At 67.0% G+C, this 19,776-nt stretch carries 11 protein-coding genes and 3 pseudogenes; 8 read left to right on the plus strand and 6 right to left on the minus strand.

Annotated features, from left to right (window positions below; translation table 11 throughout):
• Positions 1–223: 223 nt before the first annotated feature.
• The 4 genes and pseudogenes from OL239_RS09455 to OL239_RS09470 form a co-directional block, all read right to left on the minus strand.
• Positions 224–1,558, minus strand: a complete 1,335-nt coding sequence (locus tag OL239_RS09455) for an alpha/beta fold hydrolase (protein WP_268911601.1) — start codon at positions 1,556–1,558, stop codon at positions 224–226.
• Positions 1,555–2,060: pseudogene (locus OL239_RS09460) on the minus strand (GNAT family N-acetyltransferase). Before OL239_RS09460 ends, OL239_RS09455 begins: the two are co-directional and overlap by 4 nt.
• Positions 2,061–2,070: 10 nt before the next feature.
• Complete coding sequence (locus tag OL239_RS09465; RefSeq protein WP_268911602.1) at positions 2,071–4,611, minus strand: DEAD/DEAH box helicase; 2,541 nt, start codon at positions 4,609–4,611, stop codon at positions 2,071–2,073.
• Between the two features lie 4 nt (positions 4,612–4,615).
• Entirely contained in the window at positions 4,616–5,704 is a 1,089-nt protein-coding gene (locus OL239_RS09470) for a hypothetical protein (protein WP_268911603.1), read from the minus strand.
• Positions 5,705–5,872: 168 nt separating this feature from the next.
• Between OL239_RS09470 and OL239_RS09475 the strand changes: the two are divergent.
• Positions 5,873–6,650, plus strand: a pseudogene (locus OL239_RS09475) (trans-aconitate 2-methyltransferase).
• Between the two features lie 2 nt (positions 6,651–6,652).
• Here the strand turns inward: OL239_RS09475 and OL239_RS09480 are convergent.
• Both OL239_RS09480 and OL239_RS09485 read right to left on the minus strand, forming a co-directional pair.
• Positions 6,653–8,062: an APC family permease gene (locus OL239_RS09480; RefSeq protein ID WP_268911604.1), complete on the minus strand. Its 1,410-nt coding sequence runs from the start codon at positions 8,060–8,062 to the stop codon at positions 6,653–6,655.
• Positions 8,063–8,161: 99 nt separating this feature from the next.
• On the minus strand, positions 8,162–8,800 hold the full coding sequence (locus OL239_RS09485) for an MBL fold metallo-hydrolase (protein WP_268911605.1): 639 nt from the start codon (positions 8,798–8,800) through the stop codon (positions 8,162–8,164).
• A gap of 171 nt (positions 8,801–8,971) precedes the next feature.
• On the opposite strand from OL239_RS09485, the gene OL239_RS09490 reads away from it, so the two are divergent.
• The 7 genes and pseudogenes from OL239_RS09490 (at position 8,972) to uvrC (ending at position 19,753) form a co-directional block, all read left to right on the plus strand.
• A complete protein-coding gene (locus tag OL239_RS09490; RefSeq protein ID WP_268911606.1) occupies positions 8,972–10,705 on the plus strand; it encodes an ABC transporter ATP-binding protein in 1,734 nt (577 codons plus the stop codon).
• Positions 10,702–12,702 carry an ABC transporter ATP-binding protein gene (locus tag OL239_RS09495; protein ID WP_442864265.1) on the plus strand — a complete coding sequence of 667 codons (2,001 nt, stop codon included), beginning with the start codon at positions 10,702–10,704 and terminating at the stop codon, positions 12,700–12,702. Before OL239_RS09490 ends, OL239_RS09495 begins: the two co-directional genes overlap by 4 nt.
• A gap of 129 nt (positions 12,703–12,831) precedes the next feature.
• The gene (locus OL239_RS09500) at positions 12,832–13,209 is read left to right on the plus strand and encodes a GntR family transcriptional regulator (RefSeq protein WP_268911607.1); all 378 of its coding nucleotides are present in this window, start codon (positions 12,832–12,834) and stop codon (positions 13,207–13,209) included.
• A gap of 75 nt (positions 13,210–13,284) precedes the next feature.
• Positions 13,285–16,182 carry an excinuclease ABC subunit UvrA gene (gene uvrA / locus OL239_RS09505; protein ID WP_268911729.1) on the plus strand — a complete coding sequence of 966 codons (2,898 nt, stop codon included), beginning with the start codon at positions 13,285–13,287 and terminating at the stop codon, positions 16,180–16,182.
• A 125-nt stretch (positions 16,183–16,307) separates the two neighbouring features.
• A complete protein-coding gene (locus OL239_RS09510; protein ID WP_268911608.1) occupies positions 16,308–16,991 on the plus strand; it encodes an HAD hydrolase-like protein in 684 nt (227 codons plus the stop codon).
• On the plus strand, positions 16,978–17,646 hold the full coding sequence (locus OL239_RS09515) for a lysophospholipid acyltransferase family protein (protein WP_268911609.1): 669 nt from the start codon (positions 16,978–16,980) through the stop codon (positions 17,644–17,646). Before OL239_RS09510 ends, OL239_RS09515 begins: the two co-directional genes overlap by 14 nt.
• Positions 17,647–17,736: 90 nt before the next feature.
• Positions 17,737–19,753, plus strand: a pseudogene (uvrC, locus tag OL239_RS09520) (excinuclease ABC subunit UvrC).
• Positions 19,754–19,776: the final 23 nt, after the last annotated feature.

The following is a 19,776-nucleotide window of genomic DNA, read 5'->3' on the forward strand; positions in this document are numbered from 1 at the left end:
GACAAGGTCACCGACAGTTACCGCACCGCCGCGTCGGTCGCGAAGGACCGCGACGACGTCGACATGCCGGAAATCTCGGACGAAGCCCGGGCACGTTTCGTGGCCAACGATCCGCGGAACCAGCGGCCCGGCACCGGCACGGATACCGCCCCGGTGAACCAGGCCGAGATGTAGGAACCAGCTGGTGGGGTAACCGGCCGGGAAGAGAGCATGCGGGCGCGGATCAGCCCGCCGGCACCGGTTCGTCGCTGACCGCTTCGCCACGGACCATGGCGAGGAGCCGGTTAAAGATGCCTTCGCCGTCGTCAGCGATGCCGTCATGGTGGAAATCGGCGCTTTCCCACACCTGCAGGCCGCGGACCCCAGCGGCGGTTTCCAGGGACAGGTCCCGGTCCACGTAGATGTCGTCCGTGTACACGGCGGCTGCCACGGGCACGGTGTTTTCCGCGAGCTGCTGCGGGTCGTAGAGCGCCGGCCAGTCGTCCTTCGCGGCCAGCAGTCCGGCGGTCTCCTTCAGCGGTACCAGTGCCGGATCCTCGTCGAAGTACCAGGGGTAGACCATCTCGCCGGTGTACAGCGGCTCCGGAGCTGTGGGCTCGAACTCGGGAAAGGACCCCAGCACCCGTTCAGCCGCCCAGCTGGTGGCTTCGCCCTGGCCGTAGATGGACTCGTGCATCACCGCGTACAGGGGATTCGCTGCACGGCTGACCAGCCCGTGGACGGTCTCCAGGAACGCATCCGAAAGGCGTTCCCCGTCGGAGGTGGAGACAAACGCTTCCTGCAGCAGGTAGTGCAGACCGTCCATTCTGGTGTTGCCGCCCAGATATGAGCCGACCATTTGGAAACGCCGCACGCTCAGGCGCTCTCCGGAGGGCAGGAACTCCGGGACGGTTTCCAGGTGCCGGGCTATGCGGGTCGTGATTGCGCGGTCCGCAGGGTACTTCGCGAAGTACCCTGCATTTCGGGCGGCCACCCGGGCAAAGGTGGCCCGGTATACCCGGTCGGCGGGTCCGGTCAGCGGAGCGAGACCGCCGGTGATTAGCGATTCACGCAGTCCGTGCGGAGCGAAGGAGAGGTAGGTCAGCGTGCAGAAGCCCCCGTAGCTCTGGCCGTAGGTGCTCCAGGGGCCGGAACCCAGGGCTTCCCGGGCCAGTTCGGCGTCGGTGACGATCGAGTCGGCCCGGAAATGCGTCAGGTACGAAGCCTGTGCTGCGGCGTCCCCGCGCAGCGGCAGGGTCTTCCGGTCGGCCGGGGTGGACAGCCCCGTTCCCCGCTGGTCCAGCATCAGGATGCGGAAGTGCTTCGATGCGGCCTTCGTCCAGCCGCCGAGGGACAACAGGCGGGAGCCCTTTCCGCCGGGTCCGCCCTGCAGGTACAGCAGCCATGGAAGCTGTTCGGCTTCGGCCGGGGGAAGGGCGGCGTCGGTGTACTCGCGGGCGAAGACAGTGATCGTTTCGCCGTCGGGTGCGCCGTGGTCCAGCGGTACGGTGAACCGGTGGTCAGTAACGCGCATGCCGCGGACCTCGTAGGGCACGGATGCGGTGTGCGGAACGCTCATGCCCGCGGCTCAGCTGCTGCCGGCGCCGGACGGCCGGATCCGAAGGACTCCAGCGCCTCGCCGGTGAGCCGGAACGTGGTCCACTCGTCCTGCGCAGCCGCACCAAGGGACTTGTAGAAGCGGATGGAGGGCTCGTTCCAGTTCAGCACGCACCATTCCACCCGGGCGTAGCCGCGCCCGACGGCGATTTCGGCCAGGGTGCGCAGCAACGCCTTCCCTGCGCCTTTGCCCCGGGTTTCCGGACGGACATAGAGATCCTCGAGATAGATGCCGTGCACGCCCTCCACGTGGAGTAGTTCAGGAACCAGAGCGCAAAGCCCTGCACCGTGCCCTGCTCCACGGCGACGTGGGCGAAAATCGCCGGGTTCTCGCCGAAGAGGTTCCGCTCCAGTGCCTCCCCGGTGTTCTTCACAGCGTGCGGTTCTTTTTCGTAGATCGCCAGGTCATGGATCAGTTCGAGGATGACCGGGACGTCTGCCGGGCGGGCGGGGCGTATTTCCATGCTGTCCAGCCTAGTCGAGCCGTCCTGCCGTGATCACTTTGATGACGGGGAAGCCGGCAGCGTCGGACGCCGCAAGATCCACCTCGGCGGTGATACCCCAGTCCAGATGGTTGGCCGGATCCTTGAAGATCTGCCGGACTTCCCATTTGCCGGGCAGCTCCTTGATGATCAGCAGGTTCGGGCCGCGCCCGTCGGGTCCGTCGTCGATGTCCTCATGCTCTTCGAAGTATGCGTCCAGGACATCGGCCCAGCGGTCGGCGTCCCAGCCGGAACCGCCGTCGAGCTCGCCCAGGGCGCGGTCGTCCTCATCGGCAAAGAGCTTCACACGGGAGAACATTTCGTTGCGGACCATGACCCGGAAGGCACGCACATTGGCCGTGAGCTTATCCGGCACCGGCGGCAGCACGGGCTCGTTGGTGGCGTCGGGGTTGATGCCGCTGGTCAGCTCTTCCCATTCGTCCAGCAGCGAGGAGTCGGTCTGGCGGACCAGCTCGCCGAGCCATTCGATGATGTCCTCCAGGTCTTCGCGCAGCCGTTCCGGCGGAACGGTGTGCAGCAGGGCCTTGTAAGTGTCCGAGAGGTAGCGCAGCAGCACACCCTCGGAACGGGCCAGCGAGTAGAACTGTACATACTCGCCGAAGCTCATGGCCCGTTCGTACATGTCCCGCACGATCGACTTGGGGCTCAGCTCGAACTCGCCCAGCCAGGGTGCGCCGGAGCGGTACACCTCGAAGGACTGCTCCAGCAGCTCGGCCAGCGGCTGCGGATAGGTGACCTCTTCCAGCAGCGCCATCCGCTCGTCGTACTCGATGCCCTGGGACTTCATGGCGGCAATAGCTTCGCCGCGGGCCTTCTTCTCCTGCGCGGAGAGGACCTGGCGCGGCTTTTCCATGATGGCTTCGATCACGGACACCACGTCCAGGGCGTAGGACGGGCTCTCCGGGTCCAGGATTTCCAGGGAGGCCATGGCAAACGGGGACAGCGGCTGGTTCAGGGCGAAGTTGGGCTGCAGGTGCACCTTCAGCCGGACGGTGCGGCCGTCGGCGTCGGGCTCGGGCAGTACCTCCACGATGCCTGCGGTCTTCAGTTCCCGGTAAATGCTCAGCGCCTTCTTCATCAGGGCCAGCTGCGAGGACCGGGTTTCGTGGTTGTTGGTGAGCAGTTTCTTGGCCGCGGTGAACGGGTCACCGGGACGTTCCAGCAGGTTCAGCAGCATGGAGTGGGTGATGTTGAAGCTGGATGTCAGCGGCTCCGGAGTGCCGTCCACGAGCTTTTCGAAGGTGGGCTTGCCCCAGGACACAAACCCGGCCTGCGGCTTCTTCTTCACCACCTGGCGCAGCTTTTTCTGGTCGTCGCCGAACTTGGCGTGCGCCTTGGCCATGGCCTTCACGTTCTCAATGACGTGTTCCGGTGCCTGCACGACGACGGTGCCTGCGGTGTCGTAGCCCGCGCGGCCCGCGCGCCCGGCAATCTGGTGGAATTCGCGGACCTTCAGGGGCCGGGTGCGGGTGCCGTCGTACTTGGACAGGGCCGTGATCAGCACGGTGCGGATGGGCACGTTGATGCCCACGCCCAGGGTGTCGGTGCCGCAGATGACCTTCAGCAGCCCGGCCTGGGCCAGCTGCTCCACCAGTCGGCGGTACTTGGGCAGCATGCCGGCGTGGTGCACGCCGATGCCGTGCCGGACGAGCCGGTTCAGGGTCTTGCCGAAACCGGGGGCAAACCGGAAGCCGGCAATCAGCTCGGCAATCCGGTCCTTTTCCTCGCGGGTGCAGACGTTGATGCTCATCAGGGCCTGCGCCCGGTCAATGGCTTCGATCTGGCTGAAGTGCACTACGTAGACCGGCACCTGCTTGGTGGCCAGCAGTTCCTCCAGGGATTCCTGCACCGGGGTTTCCACGTAGTAGTAGTGCAGCGGGATGGGACGCTGCACCGAGGAGACCGTCACGGTGTCACGGTTGGTGAGCTCGCTGAGTTCGTTGGCGATCCGGGTCATATCGCCCAGGGTGGCGGACATCAGCAGGAACTGGGCCTGCGGCAGCTCCAGCAGCGGCACCTGCCAGGCCCAGCCGCGCTGCGGGTCGGAGTAGAAGTGGAACTCGTCCATGATGACCGTGCCCAGGTCAGCGTCGGGACCCTCGCGGAGGGCAATGTTGGCCAGGATTTCCGCGGTGCAGCAGATGATCGGCGCGTCCTTATTCACCGAGGAATCTCCGGTGACCATGCCAACGTTCTCGGCGCCGAAGATCTCGCACAGGGCAAAGAACTTCTCCGACACCAGGGCCTTGATGGGGGCGGTGTAGTAACTGCGCTCGTCGTGCGCCATGGCGTGGAAGTGCGCGGCAATGGCCACCATGGACTTGCCCGAGCCCGTGGGGGTGGCCAGGATGACGTTGTTGCCGGTCACCAGCTCCATGACGGCTTCGTCCTGCGCCGGGTACAGTGCCATGCCGCGGCTCTCGACCCACTCCAGGAAGGACGTGTAGGTCTCGTCGGGATCGATGGTGCGGGTGCTGGACGGGCCGGAGGCAAGCTGTTCAAGAAGTTTCATGTCCCTACCAGACTATCGGGCGCGGCTGTGCGTTGCGGACCGGCGCCCGGAACGGCTGGGAGAGCCCGGAACGGCTAGGAGAACCGGCGCACCTGCGTCCATCCCGGGTCGGGATCGTGCCGGAGCGTGCCGCCGGCCGCCCGGGCCGCAGCCGAAACCGCCGCGAGCCCGGCGGGGTCCTCCGAATCCGAGTAGTAGTGGAGCACCCGGGCACCGGCGGCGCTCTCATGGGCGACAAGGATTCCGGCAGCTCCGAGGGAGGAGGAGATGGCCGCTTCGTGCCCCGGAGCGCCTCCAGGCCGGCCTGCGTCGGGAGACCGTTCTCTCCGCCGCTGTAGGGGAGGCGCACCCGGGTATGGAGGTCGAACGTCGGATAGTCGATCCACCGCAGGGGCCGGCGCGCCGCAACCATGACAGGGCCGCCGTCCTGCGTCGTTCCGTTCAGCAGGACCCATCCGGCCGGTGCGGAGGCCGCGGCAGCGGTAACGGCGGCCAGGAGCTCGCCGGCGGCCACATCCGCCGCCGCGCCGGCGGCGGCCGGCTCGACGGCACCTATCCACCGGGTCACACCGTCTTCGCCGAGAAGCCAGTCAAGGAGGAGGAAGCAGATTTGCCGGCTCCGGCCCTCGGCCACCGCGGTGAACAGCGGATGGTGGATGACGACGTCGAAACGGCCCGTGCGGGAATCTTCCCGCAGACCGAAACGGGCGGAGCCCAGAGAAAAGCTGCGGCCGTCAATCTCGAGGCTCTGGCCCGCCACGCCGGGCACCGGCTGTCGGGCGGCGGCGAACTCCCATTCCCCGTCCGCGCGGGGAGCGCGCCGGAGCCAGAGTTCCGCGATCCGCCGCAGCACGGGATCGCCCTCGGAACTGACGGCGAGGAGATGGCGGGAGGTGCGCCCCGGGGCCGTGTCCCACGCCAAGTCCGGATGCACGGCGGCGAGCCGTTCCTCCATCTCGGCGGGAAGGGAACCCCAGTGGCCGGTCGCCGCGGCCGCACTGAACCGGGAGCCGGCGCCCGATGTCCACCACGTCCAGAAGTTGTCAATGTGCTGTTCCGGCCCCGCAGAGACCCCGCGCCTGAAAATTCCCATGTCCGCCCTTTCCCGCCGCTGCCGTGTTCCGCCATGAACCTACCCCGGACAGTCCGGGAGACGCCGCCGGCCGCGGTACCGGCGCGGCGGCAGCGGCGGCCATCCGCGCATGACCCGGGATGAAGGCCCGGCCGCTGCCGCACCGGCCCCTTTGCTAGGCTCGGCGGCATGAAATGGGATCCCCGGAAGTACACACAGTTCTCCTCGCACCGTGACCGGCCGTTTTTGACCTCACGGCCCGCATCGCCGCTGATAATCCGCGCAGGGTTGCTGACCTGGGCTGCGGTCCGGGAACCCTGACTGCCGCGCTCGCCGCCCGCTGGCCCGGTGCGCAGGTCACCGGCGTCGACTCTTCGCAGGCAATGGTGGACCAGGCCAGGGCTCTGGAACTGGCACCGGACAACCTGGACTTTGTGCAGGCGGGCATTGAGGAGTGGGAGCCGCAGCCCGGCACCGATGTGGTGGTTTCCAACGCGGCCCTGCAGTGGGTGCCGGGCCACGCGGACATGATGCGCCGCTGGGCCAAGCAGCTGGACGCCGGTGCCTGGCTGGCCGTCCAGGTGCCGGGAAACTTGGGGCGCCTTCGCATGCCTTGATGCGGGAACTGGCGGCAAGCGCAGAATGGGCGGACAAGCTTGACGGCGTGCTGCGCCACAGCGACGCCGTGGATGAACCGGAGGACTACCTGGGACTGCTCATTGAAGCCGGCTTTGAGGCCGACGTGTGGGAGACGAGTTACCAGCAGATGCTGCACGGTGAGGACCCGGTGCTGGAATGGGTCCGCGGAACCGCGCTGCGGCCGGTCATTGACGCGTTGGACGCCGCAGACTTTGCGCGCTTCGAAACCGAATATGCGGCCCTGCTCCGCGAAGCCTATCCGCAGCACTCCTGGGGAACAGTCTTCCCGTTCCGGCGTATTTTCATGGTGGGCCGGAAGCAGGGCTAAGCTCAGGCCTCGGGAGGCAGGTGCCGCTCGTCGGGCCAGGTGCCCGGAATATCGATCGTCCGGTTGCGGGCCGCCCGCATCAGGGGGGTGTTGAGCGTATCAATCTGCGCGTTCGCGTGGCCCTGGGCGCCGGCGCCGCCGCGCGGGTTCTGCCGGGAGAGATACAGCGCCGCGCCGAGCGCGGTCAGCAGGAACCCGGCCAGCAGGGCAGCGGGGTTCAGGGAGGGCAGCTGGCCCGCCGCCGCCAGCGCCGCCAAGATCGGGATCACCGGTCCCAGCGGCAGCCGCGCGCCGTCACCGGGCCACTTGCGGTAGCCCAGCACCGCGGCCGCAATGCTCACCACCACCATGGCGATGATCGCGGCGACGTTGGCGATCGACACCACAAACGTGGTGTCGCGCAGGAGGACCAGCAGCACGGTGATGACCCCGAGCAGCAGCACGCTCACATAGGGGTGGCCGCCGCGGGTGTGCCGGCCCAGGGCCGCGGGAACATCGCCGCGGGCCACCATGCGGAGCATGATTTCGGAGGCGCCGAGCACGTTCGCGTTGGCGCCGGAAAGCGTGGACAGGCACGCAGCGAACGCCACCAGCAGACCGCCCCAGCTGCCCATCACGATCTCGGCCGCCTGGGACACCCCGGTTGCCTTGAAGACGGTGATGCCGCTGGCCGTCATCGCCAGCACCGTGCCCAGGTAGACCAGGCCCGACACCAGGATGGTCAGCATGATGGCCCGCGGCACCGTCTTGCGCGGGTTCTTCACCGAGCCGGCCATGTTCGTGATGACGTTGAATCCCGTGTAGGCGGTGAACAGCAGCGCCGTCGCGGAGAATACGCCGCCGGTGCCCGACGGAAGCGGACGGTCCAGGTCGTCGGGGCGCAGCTCGGTCAGACCCCAGACAGCAAACAGCACCAGCAGGGCCAGCTTGATGCCCACAATCCACGTTTCGGCCCGTGCCACCGCCGACGTCGGGCCGAGGTTCAGGGCTGTCACCAGTGCGGTGACCACGAGCGCCACCAGCAGGATGCTTGCCGCCGGCAGGAAATATTCACTGAAATAGTCTCCGAAGGAGACCACCAAATAGGCGATGATGGTGGCGCCGTTGAGGTAGAACGCCCACATCACGATGAACCGCCAGAAGGGTCCCAGAAGGGTGCCCACCGGGGCATATCCGGACTCGCCGTCCTTGGCGCGGGTGGAGACCACGATGAAGGACAGGGCGCACAGGAACATGACGATCCCGGCAAGGATGTAGCTCAGGGCGGCAGCCGGTCCGGCCAGGTTGACGGCGGTTCCGGAAAGCGTGAACACTCCGCCGCCCACCGTGGTTCCGACGCCGAACGCGACACATGACACCAGCCCGATCTGCCCCGGTGCCCTCGGTGTGCTGGCTGACGGTGGACTGGCCATGGCTGCACGCTCTCAGTTAGTCCGGCAGAGCCCCCTTGGAGCGTACGGCCGCCCTCGGCGCCGGTCAACGGACCGGCCCCCCGCGGCGCCGGCAGGCACCTACCAGCCGCGTTCCTTCCATTCCTGCAGATGCGGACGCTCGGCACCGAGGGTGGTGCCGGCGCCGTGGCCGGGGTGCACCACGGTGTCGTCCGGAAGATAATCGAACACACGTTCGACAGTATCCTCGTACAGCGACGCGAAACGCTCCGGATCCTGCTGTGTGTTGCCCAATCCGCCCGGGAACAGCGAGTCGCCGGTGAACAGATGCGCCGGGCCGTTCGGGCCGCGGTACAGCAGCGCGACGGAGCCGGGCGTGTGGCCGCGCAGCTTAATGGCCTCCAGCTCAAAACCGTCGAACCTGCCGACGTCTCCGTGGTCCAGCGGTACGTCGGTGGGCACCTCGATGTCCGGAATATCCTCGCTGCCCGCGGCCGTCCGGGCTCCGGTGGCCCGTACGGCTTCGGCTAGCGCCCGCACATGGTCCCAGTGGCTGTGCGTGGTGACTATCAGCTCCACCTTTGCCGGAACGGCGGCGTCTGCGGCCGCTTCCTCCAGCAGCCCGGCTATGGCCGGGAAATCATCGGCGGCATCAATGAGTACCTGTGCGCCGGTGTCTTTGGCCGTTATGACGTAGACGTTGTTGTCCATGCTGCCCACGGACCGGCTGCGGATAGTGACTTTCTCCAAATCGAACATGACGGTAAGTCTAGTTCCGGCCGGTGGCGAACCGGGAGAAGCCACGGGAACAGCGGGGGCGCTCGCCGGTGCCGGCCGGAGCACGGGCAGCCGGGGGTATTGCCTGCCCGTGGGAGGCGGCGTACGTTCGGATGGTGCCGGTGCTGGAACCGGCCGGTCCGGGAGGAAAGCGTGCTCGTACGGCTCATCCGGCAGAACCTGGCACCCTACAAGGGCGCCGTGGCCGCCGTCGTCATCCTGCAGTTCCTGCAGACCGCAGCCACGCTGTACCTGCCCACCCTGAACGCCGACATCATCGACCGCGGCGTGGTGGTGGCCGACACGGGAGTCATCCTGGGCCTTGGCGGCTGGATGCTCGCCATTACGGCCGGGCAGGTGCTCTGTGCGGTCACCGCCACATACTTTGCCGCCCGGGTGGCCATGAGCGTGGGCCGGAACATCCGCGACAACCTGTTCACCACGGTTGAGTCCTTTTCCTCCCGGGAAGTGGGGGTCTTCGGCGCCCCGTCCCTGATCACCCGGACCACCAACGACGTCCAGCAGGTGCAAATGGCCCTGCTGATGACCTTCACCGTGATGGTTTCCGCGCCGATCATGGGTGTGGGCGGAGTACTGCTTGCGCTGAACCAGGACGTGGCACTCTCCGGCATCCTGCTGCTGATCCTGCCGGTGCTGTTCGTGGTGATCGGGCTGGTGCTGCGCCGGCTGATTCCGTTGTTCCGCCGTGCCCAGAAACAGATCGACCGGGTGAACTCGGTCCTGCGCGAACAGATCATGGGCGTTGCGGTCATTCGGGCCTTCGTGCGCGAGCGCACCGAGGAAACCCGCTTCGACAGCGCCAACCGGGACCTGACCGGAACGCAGCTGCGGACCGCGCAGTACATGGCCCTGCTCTTCCCCGCCGCGATGCTCGTCGCGAACCTGGCGTCCGTGGCGGTGGTGTGGCTGGGGGCCTACCGCATTGATGCGGGCCAGATGCAGATCGGAGCCCTGACCGCCTTCATCGCCTACATCATGCAGATCCTGATGGCGGTCATGATGTCCATGTTCATGATCATGATGCTCCCGCGCGCCGCCGTCTGCGCTGAACGCATCTATGAGGTCCTCGACACTGAAAGCACGGTGCATGACGCGCAGGGCGCGGTCCCGCTGGTGTATGACGGCGGAAGCCTGGTGTTCGACGGCGTCGGCTACACCTATCCGGACGCGGAGGCGCCGGTGCTGCACGGGATTTCCTTCACAGCAGAGTCCGGCAGAACCACCGCCGTCATCGGCTCCACCGGATCCGGCAAATCAACGCTGCTGAATCTGGTGCCGCGGCTGCTGGATGCCACCTCCGGAGAAATCAGCATTGACGGGCAGGACACAGCCGCGGTGACGCTGCAGTCGCTGCGCAGCGGGATCGGACTGGTGCCGCAGAAGGCCTACCTGTTTGCCGGAACGGTCGCCTCCAACCTGAGGTTCGGCAAGCCGCAGGCCAGCGAGGCTGAGCTCTGGGAAGCGCTGGAGATCGCCCAGGCCGCCGATTTTGTCCGTGCCTCCGAAGGGGCGCTGGAACACCGGGTGGAACAGGGCGGCGGGAATTTCTCCGGCGGGCAGCGGCAGCGGCTGACCATCGCCCGGGCACTGGTGGTCCGGCCCTCCGTCTACCTGTTCGACGACAGCTTCTCCGCCCTGGACTTCGCGACCGATGCCCGGCTGCGGGCCGCCCTCAAGCAGCGCACCCGCAACTCCACCGTGCTGATCGTCGCCCAGCGGGTCAACACCATCACCGACGCCGCGCGGATCGTGGTGCTGGAGGAGGGACGGATCGCCGGGCAGGGAACACATGAGGAGCTGATGTCCTCCTCGCCCACGTACCGCGAGATTGTCGAATCGCAGCTCACCGCCGAGGAAGTACAGTGAGCGCCCCGGCACGCGGCGCCTCCCGGCCGCCGGCGTACGGTCCCGGCAGGGGCCCCGGGGCCGGTCACGGCGGAGGGCACGCTCCGGCGGCAAAACCCCTCAATTTCCGGGCCAGCGTGAAGCGGATCCTCTCCCTCATGGGTCCGGACCGGCTGCGCCTGGTGCTGGTGATGACCGCCGCCGTCGTATCCGTGGCGCTCGCCGTCACTGCCCCGCGGATCCTGGGCGAAGCCACCAACGTGATTTTCGACGGCGTGATTGGCGCCGGCCTGGAACCGGGAGTCAGCAAGGACGAGCAGGTCCGGGCGCTGCGCAGCGCAGGGGAGGACCAGCTGGCGGACATGCTCGCCGCCATGAACGTGGTTCCCGGGGCCGGGGTGGACTTCAGCCGGCTGCGGGTGCTGGTGCTGGGGGTGCTGGGCATCTACCTTGCGGCCTTCTTCTTCGGCTGGCTGCAGGCACGCGTCACGGCCCGCGTGGTCCAGAACGCCATGTACCGGCTGCGGAAGGACGTGGACGGCAAGCTCTTCCGGCTGCCGATGTCCCATTTCCAGCGCGAATCGCGCGGAGATGTGCTCAGCCGGGTTACCAATGACATCGATAATCTGGCACAGACCCTCTCCCAGACGCTGACCCAGATCGTCACCTCCGTGCTCACTATTGTGGGGGTGCTGGGCATGATGCTGTGGCTCTCCCCGCTGCTGGCGCTGATCGCGGTGATTACGGTGCCGGTCTCCGCCGTCGTCACCGTACTGATTGCCCGGCGCTCGCAGGTGCAGTTCATGCAGCAGTGGAAGTCCACGGGCGAGGTGAACGGATACATCGAGGAGATGTTCAGCGCGCAGGACGTGGTGAAGGCCTTCGGGCAGCAGGAACGCGTCGTGGAGGGTTTCCGGCCGGCCAACGAAACCCTCTACCGGTCCTCCTTCCGGGCCCAGTTCGTTTCCGGCATCATCATGCCCACCATGCAGTTCATCTCGAACCTGAACTATGTGGCGGTTGCCGTGGTCGGCGGCATCCTGGTGGCCAACGGGCGGCTCTCCATTGGCGGAGTGCAGGCCTTCGTGCAGTACAGCCGCCAGTTTTCCCAGCCGCTGGGACAGATCGGGTCACTAATCAACATGCTGCAGTCCGGTGTCGCATCAGCCGAACGTGTGTTCGAACTTCTGGATGACCGGGAGCAGGAGCCCGACCCGGCGGATCCGCTCCTCCTGCCGGACGTCAGGGGGCGGGTGGCCTTTGAGCACGTGGACTTCAGCTATTCACCCGACGCTCCGCTGATCCGGGATCTGTCCTTTGTCGCCGAACCCGGGCAGACCGTTGCCATTGTCGGTCCCACGGGGGCGGGCAAGACCACCCTGGTGAACCTGCTCATGCGCTTCTACGACCCTGACGCCGGCCGGATTACCATTGACGGCGTGGACACCGCACGGATGCGCCGGGACGATGTGCGGAAGAACATTGGGATGGTACTGCAGGATGCCTGGCTCTTTGAGGGGACCATCCGGGAGAACCTGGCCTACGGGGCGCCGGAAGCCACCGCGGAGCAGATTGTCGAGGCGGCGCGGGCCACCCACGTGGACCACTTTGTGCGCTCGCTGCCCGACGGGTACGACACGGTGCTGGCGGACGACGGCGGAACGCTCAGCCAGGGGCAGCGGCAGCTGATCACCATTGCCCGGGCATGGTTGGCGAATCCGTCCATCCTGGTTCTCGATGAAGCAACCAGTTCGGTGGACACCCGGACCGAAATCTCCATCCGGCTGGCCATGAACGCCCTCCGGGAAGCCCGGACCAGCTTTGTGATCGCCCACCGGCTGTCCACCATCCGGGACGCCGACGTCATCCTGGTGGTGCGCGGCGGGGAAATTGTTGAACAGGGAACCCACGAGGGGCTTCTGGCGGCCGAGGGGTTCTATGCGGAGCTCTACCGTTCCCAGTTTGCGGAGCCCGCCGCGGCGGATGACCCCGGGAACGCGGCAGGCCCCCCGGTGTGACCCTCCTCCCGGCACCGGAGGGCCGGGCATGGCAAAATGGAACTGCAGCGGGTGGAAACCGGCCCGCATCACCAGCCCGGCCGGCGCAATCCCCCGGACGGCACCAGCTCCCAACATGAAGGCGGTCCCATGAGTGACGACGTCCTGTCCTGGGTCCGCATCGACGGCACCAGCACCGTTCCTCCTTTCGAACAGCTGCGGGTCCAGATCCTCGACGCCGCAAATGAAGGGCGGCTTGCCGTCGGGACCCGCCTGCCGCCGGTGCGCGCGCTCGCCGCCCGGCTTGGCCTGGCGGTGAATACCGTGGCCCGGGCCTACCGTGAACTGGAACAGGCCGAAGTGGTCACCACGCGCTCGCGGGCGGGCACTGTCATTGCCGCGGCCGGGGACAACGGCCGGCGGCGCGTCGCCGAGGCGGCCGCCGTTTTCGCGGATTCCGTCCGCGCCAACGGCATTGATCCCCGGGAAGCCCTCACCTATGCCGAAACGGCGCTTCGCCTGCGGTGAACAGGGCGGTGTCGAATACATCTTCGAACCAAACGGTGAACTACAGTGGAATTTGTGTCTACAGCTACCTCTTTGATGGCCGATAATGCCAACGAGCCGCACCGCGGCAACGATCTTTCCCGCCTGGTCGTCAAGGGCGCCCGGGAACACAACCTGCGCAACGTGGACCTGGATCTGCCGCGCGACGCCATGATTGTCTTTACCGGCCTGTCCGGGTCCGGAAAGTCCTCCCTGGCCTTCGACACGATCTTCGCCGAGGGCCAGCGCCGCTACGTCGAGTCGCTCTCTTCCTACGCGCGGATGTTCCTCGGCCAGGTGGACAAGCCCGACGTGGACTTTATTGAAGGCCTGTCGCCAGCGGTGTCCATCGACCAGAAGTCGACCTCCAAGAACCCGCGCTCCACCGTCGGAACGATCACCGAGATCTACGACTACATGCGCCTGCTCTGGGCACGCGTCGGCACCCCATACTGCCCGGTGTGCGGCGAGCCGGTATCCCGGCAGACACCGCAGCAGATCGTCGACCAGCTGCTCGAACTGCCCGAGGGCACCCGGTTCCAGATCCTGGCCCCCGTGGTGCGCGGACGCAAGGGTGAGTTCGTTGACCTCTTCGCGGAGCTCGCCGCCAAGGGGTACTCCCGCGCCAAGGTCGACGGTAAGCAGGTCCAGCTCTCGGATCCGCCGAAACTGGGCAAGCAGTACAAGCACACCATCGAGGTGGTCGTGGACCGGCTGGTCGCCAAGGACGGCATCCGGCAGCGGCTGACCGACTCCGTGGAAACCGCACTGGGCCTGGCCGACGGGCGCATTCTGGCGGACTTCGTGGACCTCGATGAGAAGAGCGCCGACCGGGTGCGGCCGTTCTCCGAACACCTGGCCTGCCCGAACGAGCATCCGCTGGCCATCGACGAAATCGAGCCCCGGTCCTTCTCCTTCAATAATCCCTTTGGCGCATGCCCGGTCTGCACCGGCATTGGCAGCCGGCTGGAGGTTGACGAGGAACTCGTCATCCCCAACCCGAACCTGAGCCTGGCCGCCGGAGCCGTGGCACCCTGGGCGCTGGGCAACGCGACGCTGGAGTACTGGAACCGACTGCTGGCCGGCCTGGCCAAGGACATGGGCTTTTCCATGGACGTGCCGTGGAAGAAGCTTCCGGCTAAGGCCCGTGAAGCCATCCTCAACGGCAAGGACCACAAGGTGGTGGTCCAGTACAAGAACCGCTTTGGCCGGGAACGCAAGTACAGCACCGGCTTCGAAGGCGTCATCCAGTACATCCACCGCAAGCACCTCGAAACCGAATCGGACAGCGCCCGCGACCGGTACGAAGAGTACATGCGCGAAACGCCGTGTCCCGAGTGCGGCGGCGCACGCCTGAACCCGGCGTCGCTGTCGGTCCTGATCAACGGTAAGAACATTGCCCAGGTGGCTGCCCTGCCGCTGCGCGAAGCGGCGGAATTCCTCGGCGGACTGGACCTTACCGCCCGCGAAGCGCAGATCGGGGACCAGGTCCTGAAGGAGATCCTGGCCCGCCTGACCTTCCTGCTCGACGTCGGGCTGGAGTATTTGAGCCTGGAGCGGGCCGCTGCCACACTCTCCGGCGGCGAAGCGCAGCGCATCCGCCTGGCCACCCAGATCGGCTCCGGACTTGTTGGCGTCCTGTACGTCCTCGACGAGCCCTCCATCGGGCTGCACCAGAAGGATAACCGGCGCCTGATCGAAACCCTGGCCCGGCTGCGCAACCTCGGCAACACGCTCATTGTCGTCGAGCACGACGAGGACACCATTCACGAAGCCGACTGGGTGGTGGACATCGGACCGGGTGCCGGTGAACGCGGCGGCGAAGTGGTGCACTCCGGCTCCCTGGCGGACCTGCTCACCAATGAACGGTCGCTGACCGGTGCGTATCTGTCGGGGCGCCGCAGAATCGAGGTTCCGGCCAAGCGCCGCAAGGTGGACAAGTCCCGCCAGCTGAAGATTGTCGGGGCGCGGGAAAACAACCTGCGCAACATCGACGTCTCCATTCCGCTGGGCGTTTTCACCGCGGTGACCGGGGTCAGCGGTTCGGGTAAATCCACCCTGATCAACGACATCCTGTACAAGACGCTGGCGGCCAAACTCAACGGAGCGAAGCACGTCGCGGGCCGGCACCTGCGCATCGACGGCCTGGAGAACCTCGATAAGGTCATCCACGTGGACCAGAGCCCCATCGGCCGCACTCCGCGGTCAAACCCGGCTACTTACACAGGAGTCTGGGACCACATCCGCAAGCTGTTCGCGGAAACCAACGAGTCCAAGGTGCGCGGCTACCTGCCCGGCCGGTTCTCCTTCAATGTCAAGGGAGGGCGCTGCGAAGCCTGCCACGGCGACGGGACGCTGAAGATCGAAATGAACTTCCTGCCGGACGTGTACGTGCCCTGCGAGGTGTGCCACGGCGGACGGTTCAACCGAGAAACCCTCGAGGTCCACTACAAGGGCAAGAACATCGCCGAGGTGCTGGGCATGTCCATTGAGGAGGCTGCGGAGTTCTTCGCCGCCTTCTCGCCGATCGCCCGGCACCTGAACACGCTCGTCGACGTCGGACTGGGCTATGTCCGGCTCGGGCAGCCGGCCACCACCCTCTCCGGCGGCGAGGCGCAGCGCGTCAAGCTCGCTGCGGAGCTGCAGAAGCGGTCCAACGGGCGCAGCGTGTACGTGCTGGATGAACCGACCACCGGACTGCACTTCGAGGACGTCCGCAAGCTGCTGCTGGTCCTGCAGGGGCTCGTGGACAAGGGAAACACCGTCATCACCATCGAGCACAACCTGGACGTCATCAAGAGCGCCGACTGGATCATCGACATGGGTCCTGAAGGCGGAAACGGCGGCGGACAGGTGATTGCCACCGGAACTCCGGAAAAGGTGGCATCCTCCGAGGTGAGCCACACGGGCCGGTTCCTGGCTGAACTGTTCGACAAGCAAAAGGGCGCGGCATAAAACCGCCGGCCTAAGCCGAAGCGCGGCGGACTTCGCAGGAAAAGGTATTCCCCGGCGGGAATGCCTTTTTCTGTACCTGGCCGCTGGTGTGGGAAACTGTCCCGGTGAAAGATTCCCGGCTCTTAGTGCTCTTTGACCTGGACGGAACCCTGGTGGATCCGGCAGGCAGCATCACCGGCGGTATCAGTGCCGCCCTCGAAGCGTGCGGCCTGCCCGTGCCTGACGCAGCGGACCTGCAGCGGATGGTCGGACCGGCGCTTGTCACGTCGCTGCGGGAAATTGCCGGTGTGCCGGAAGGGCGCATCAGCGAGGTTGTGGCGCATTACCGTGCCGGGTACCGGGAAAGCGGAATGGCCGGCAGCCGGCCCTATCCGGGAGTCGCCGGGGCCGTGGAGGCGCTGCGCGCCGGCGGCGCCGCAGTGGCTGTTGCCACCCAGAAGCCGGAGCCGCTGGCCCGGGACCTGCTCCGGATGCAGGGGCTGGCCGGACTGTTTGACTCCGTTCACGGTTCGCCGGCCGACGAGCGGGCTGCCGCGGCCCTGGACGGGAAGGCCAGCATCATCCGAGCCGCGCTGGACCGGCACGCCGGACGCTATGACCGTGCGGTGATGGTGGGGGACCGCCGGCATGACGTCGAAGGCGCCGCCGCCAACGGACTGGAATGCATCGGTGTTTCCTGGGGATTCGCCCCCGACGGCGAGCTTGCCGCTGCCGGCGCCGCCGCCGTCGCCGGCTCGGCCGGTGACCTGCTGACGGAGCTCGAACGCTTCCGGGCGCAGGAAAGGGACACCGCGCATGGGCGTCTATGACCTGACGCGGGCGTCCACCCGGGGCCTCATCGCGGGCCTGTGCCGGCCCACTGTTATCGGCCTGGAGAACGTGCCCGCCACAGGTGCGTTCATCGTGGCCGCGAACCACCTCTCGTTCCTGGACAGCGTGCTCACGCAGGCGCTGATGCCGCGGCCGGTCGCGTTCTTCGCCAAGGCGGAGTACTTTACCGGCACCGGCGTCAAAGGCGCCGCCATGCGGACGTTTTTCGAAGGCGTGGGGTCCATTCCCGTGGAGCGCGGCCAGCAGGCGGCATCAGTGGCCGCGCTCAAGACCCTCCTGGACCGGCTGGAGCAGGGCAGCGGAATTGGCATCTACCCGGAAGGAACCCGCTCCCGCGACGGCCTGCTGTACCGCGGCCGGACCGGCGTCGGCTGGCTCGCCCTGACGTCCGGCGCGCCGGTGGTCCCGGTGGGGCTGATCGGCACCGGGAACCTGCAGCCGGCCGGCAGGAAGTGGATCAAGCCGCAGCACTTCACCATGAAGGTGGGGCGGCCGCTCTACTTCCAGAAAACCGGTCCGGACCACGCACTGCCGGCCCGCCGGCAGGCCACCGACCGGGTCATGGACGCCATTGCCGAGCTGTCGGGGCAGGAACGCTCCGGCAGCTACAACCAGAACAAGGCCGAAGGGTAGCGGCTGCCCGGCAGGCCGGCCGGTTCAGCGTCCGGCGAAAGCGGCGCGGGCCTGCGCAGCGGCGCCGCGCAGCGACCGTAGGATGGAAGAGTGGCAGATCCAGCAACATACCGGCCGAAGACGGGGGAGATCCCCACCGCTCCCGGCGTTTACCGTTTCCGTGACGAGCACCGCCGGGTCATCTATGTCGGCAAGGCCAAAAATCTCCGGTCCCGCCTGAACTCCTACTTCGCCAATCCGCGCGGCCTCATGCCTAAAACCCGGGCCATGGTGCACACCGCCGCCGGCGTGGAATGGACGGTGGTCGGCACCGAGCTGGAAGCCCTGCAGCTGGAATACACCTGGATCAAGGAGTTCAACCCCCGGTTCAACATCATGTTCCGGGACGACAAGTCCTACCCCTACCTGGCCGTGACCATGGGGGAGAAGTACCCCCGCGCCCAGGTGATGCGCGGGGACCGGCGCAGGGACACCCGCTACTTCGGCCCGTTCTACCCGGCCAAGGCCATCCGGGAAACCCTGGACACCCTGCTGCGCGTCTTCCCGGTCCGCACCTGCAGCTCCGGGGTCTTCAAGCGCGCCGAACGCACCGGCCGCCCCTGCCTGCTGGGGTACATCGACAAGTGCTCCGCCCCCTGCGTGGGCCGGATCAGTCCGGAGGACCACCGGCAGCTGGCCGCCGAACTGTGCGACTTCATGGCCGGGGAGGGCAAGCGCTTCATCGGCACGCTCGAGAAGGAGATGCAGGCAGCCGTCGCCGAGCTGGACTATGAATCCGCTGCCCGGCTCCGTGACGACATCGCCGCCCTGCGCAAGGTCTTTGAACGCAACAACGTGGTGCTCAGCGAAGACACCGACGCCGACATTTTCGCCCTCGAGGAAGATGAGCTGGAAGCCTCGGCCCAGGTGTTCCACGTCCGCGCCGGACGCATCCGCGGCCAGCGCGGCTGGGTCGTCGAAAAGGTCGAAGACACGGACACCGCGGACCTGGTGGAACACCTGATCCAGCAGGTGTACGGCGAAGCCGGATCCACGGACCGCATTCCCCGCCAGGTGCTGGTCCCGGCGCTCCCGGCCAACGCGGAAGAACTGGGGCAGTGGCTCTCCGGGCTGCGCGGGGCCCATGTGGACCTCCGGGTGCCGCAGCGGGGGGACAAGAAAGCCCTGATGGAGACCGTCGCGCGCAACGCCGCCGACGCCCTGCGGCTGCACAAGAGCCGCCGGGCCGGCGACATCACCACCCGCTCCGCCGCCCTCCAGGAACTGCAGGAGGCCCTCGACCTGCCCGTGGCGCTGCTGCGGATCGAGTGCTACGACATCTCCCATGTTTCCGGCACCAACGTGGTGGCCTCCATGGTGGTGGCCGAGGACGGGCTCCCCAAAGTCGGACTACCGGAAGTTCTCGATCACCGGGGACGCCGCCCGCGACGACACCTCCGCCATGTACGACGTGATCTCCCGGCGCTTCCGCAACTACCTGGCCGAAAACGCCGATCCGGCGGCCGACCCCGCTGTCCGCCCGGAGGTTCCCGCGGAACTGCCCGCCGAACGCACCGGCACCGACGTCCAGCCGCTGACCGATACCCTGACCGCGGCTCCGCGCGCCAAGTTCGCCTATCCGCCCAACCTGGTCGTGGTCGACGGCGGCCAGCCCCAGGTAGCCGCAGCCTCCCGAGCCCTCGCGGACCTTGGCATCACCGACATCTACGTGGTGGGCCTGGCCAAGCGCCTGGAGGAAGTTTGGGTCCCGGACAGCGACTTCCCGGTGATCCTGCCGCGCGCCTCCGAAGCGCTTTTCCTGCTCCAGCGCATCCGGGACGAGGCGCACCGCTTTGCCATCACTTTCCACCGGCAAAAGCGGGCCAGGTCCATGACCGCTTCCCTGCTGGACGAGATTTCCGGCCTGGGACCGGCCAAGCGCGCGGCCCTGCTCAAGGAATTCGGCTCCGTCAAAAAGCTGCGGAATGCCTCCGTGGAGGAACTGCAGCGGGTCCCGGGCATCGGGCCGGCCCTCGCGGCGTCGGTCCACGCCCAGCTGGCGGAAAAGGGCGGGCAGCCCGCTGCCCCCGCCGTCAACATGACCACCGGCGAAATCATGGAAACTTAGCTAGGCTGGGTAATCGGCTTCTT

The sequence above is a fragment of the Arthrobacter sp. ATA002 genome (genome assembly GCF_026898095.1).
Taxonomy (GTDB): domain Bacteria; phylum Actinomycetota; class Actinomycetes; order Actinomycetales; family Micrococcaceae; genus Arthrobacter_B.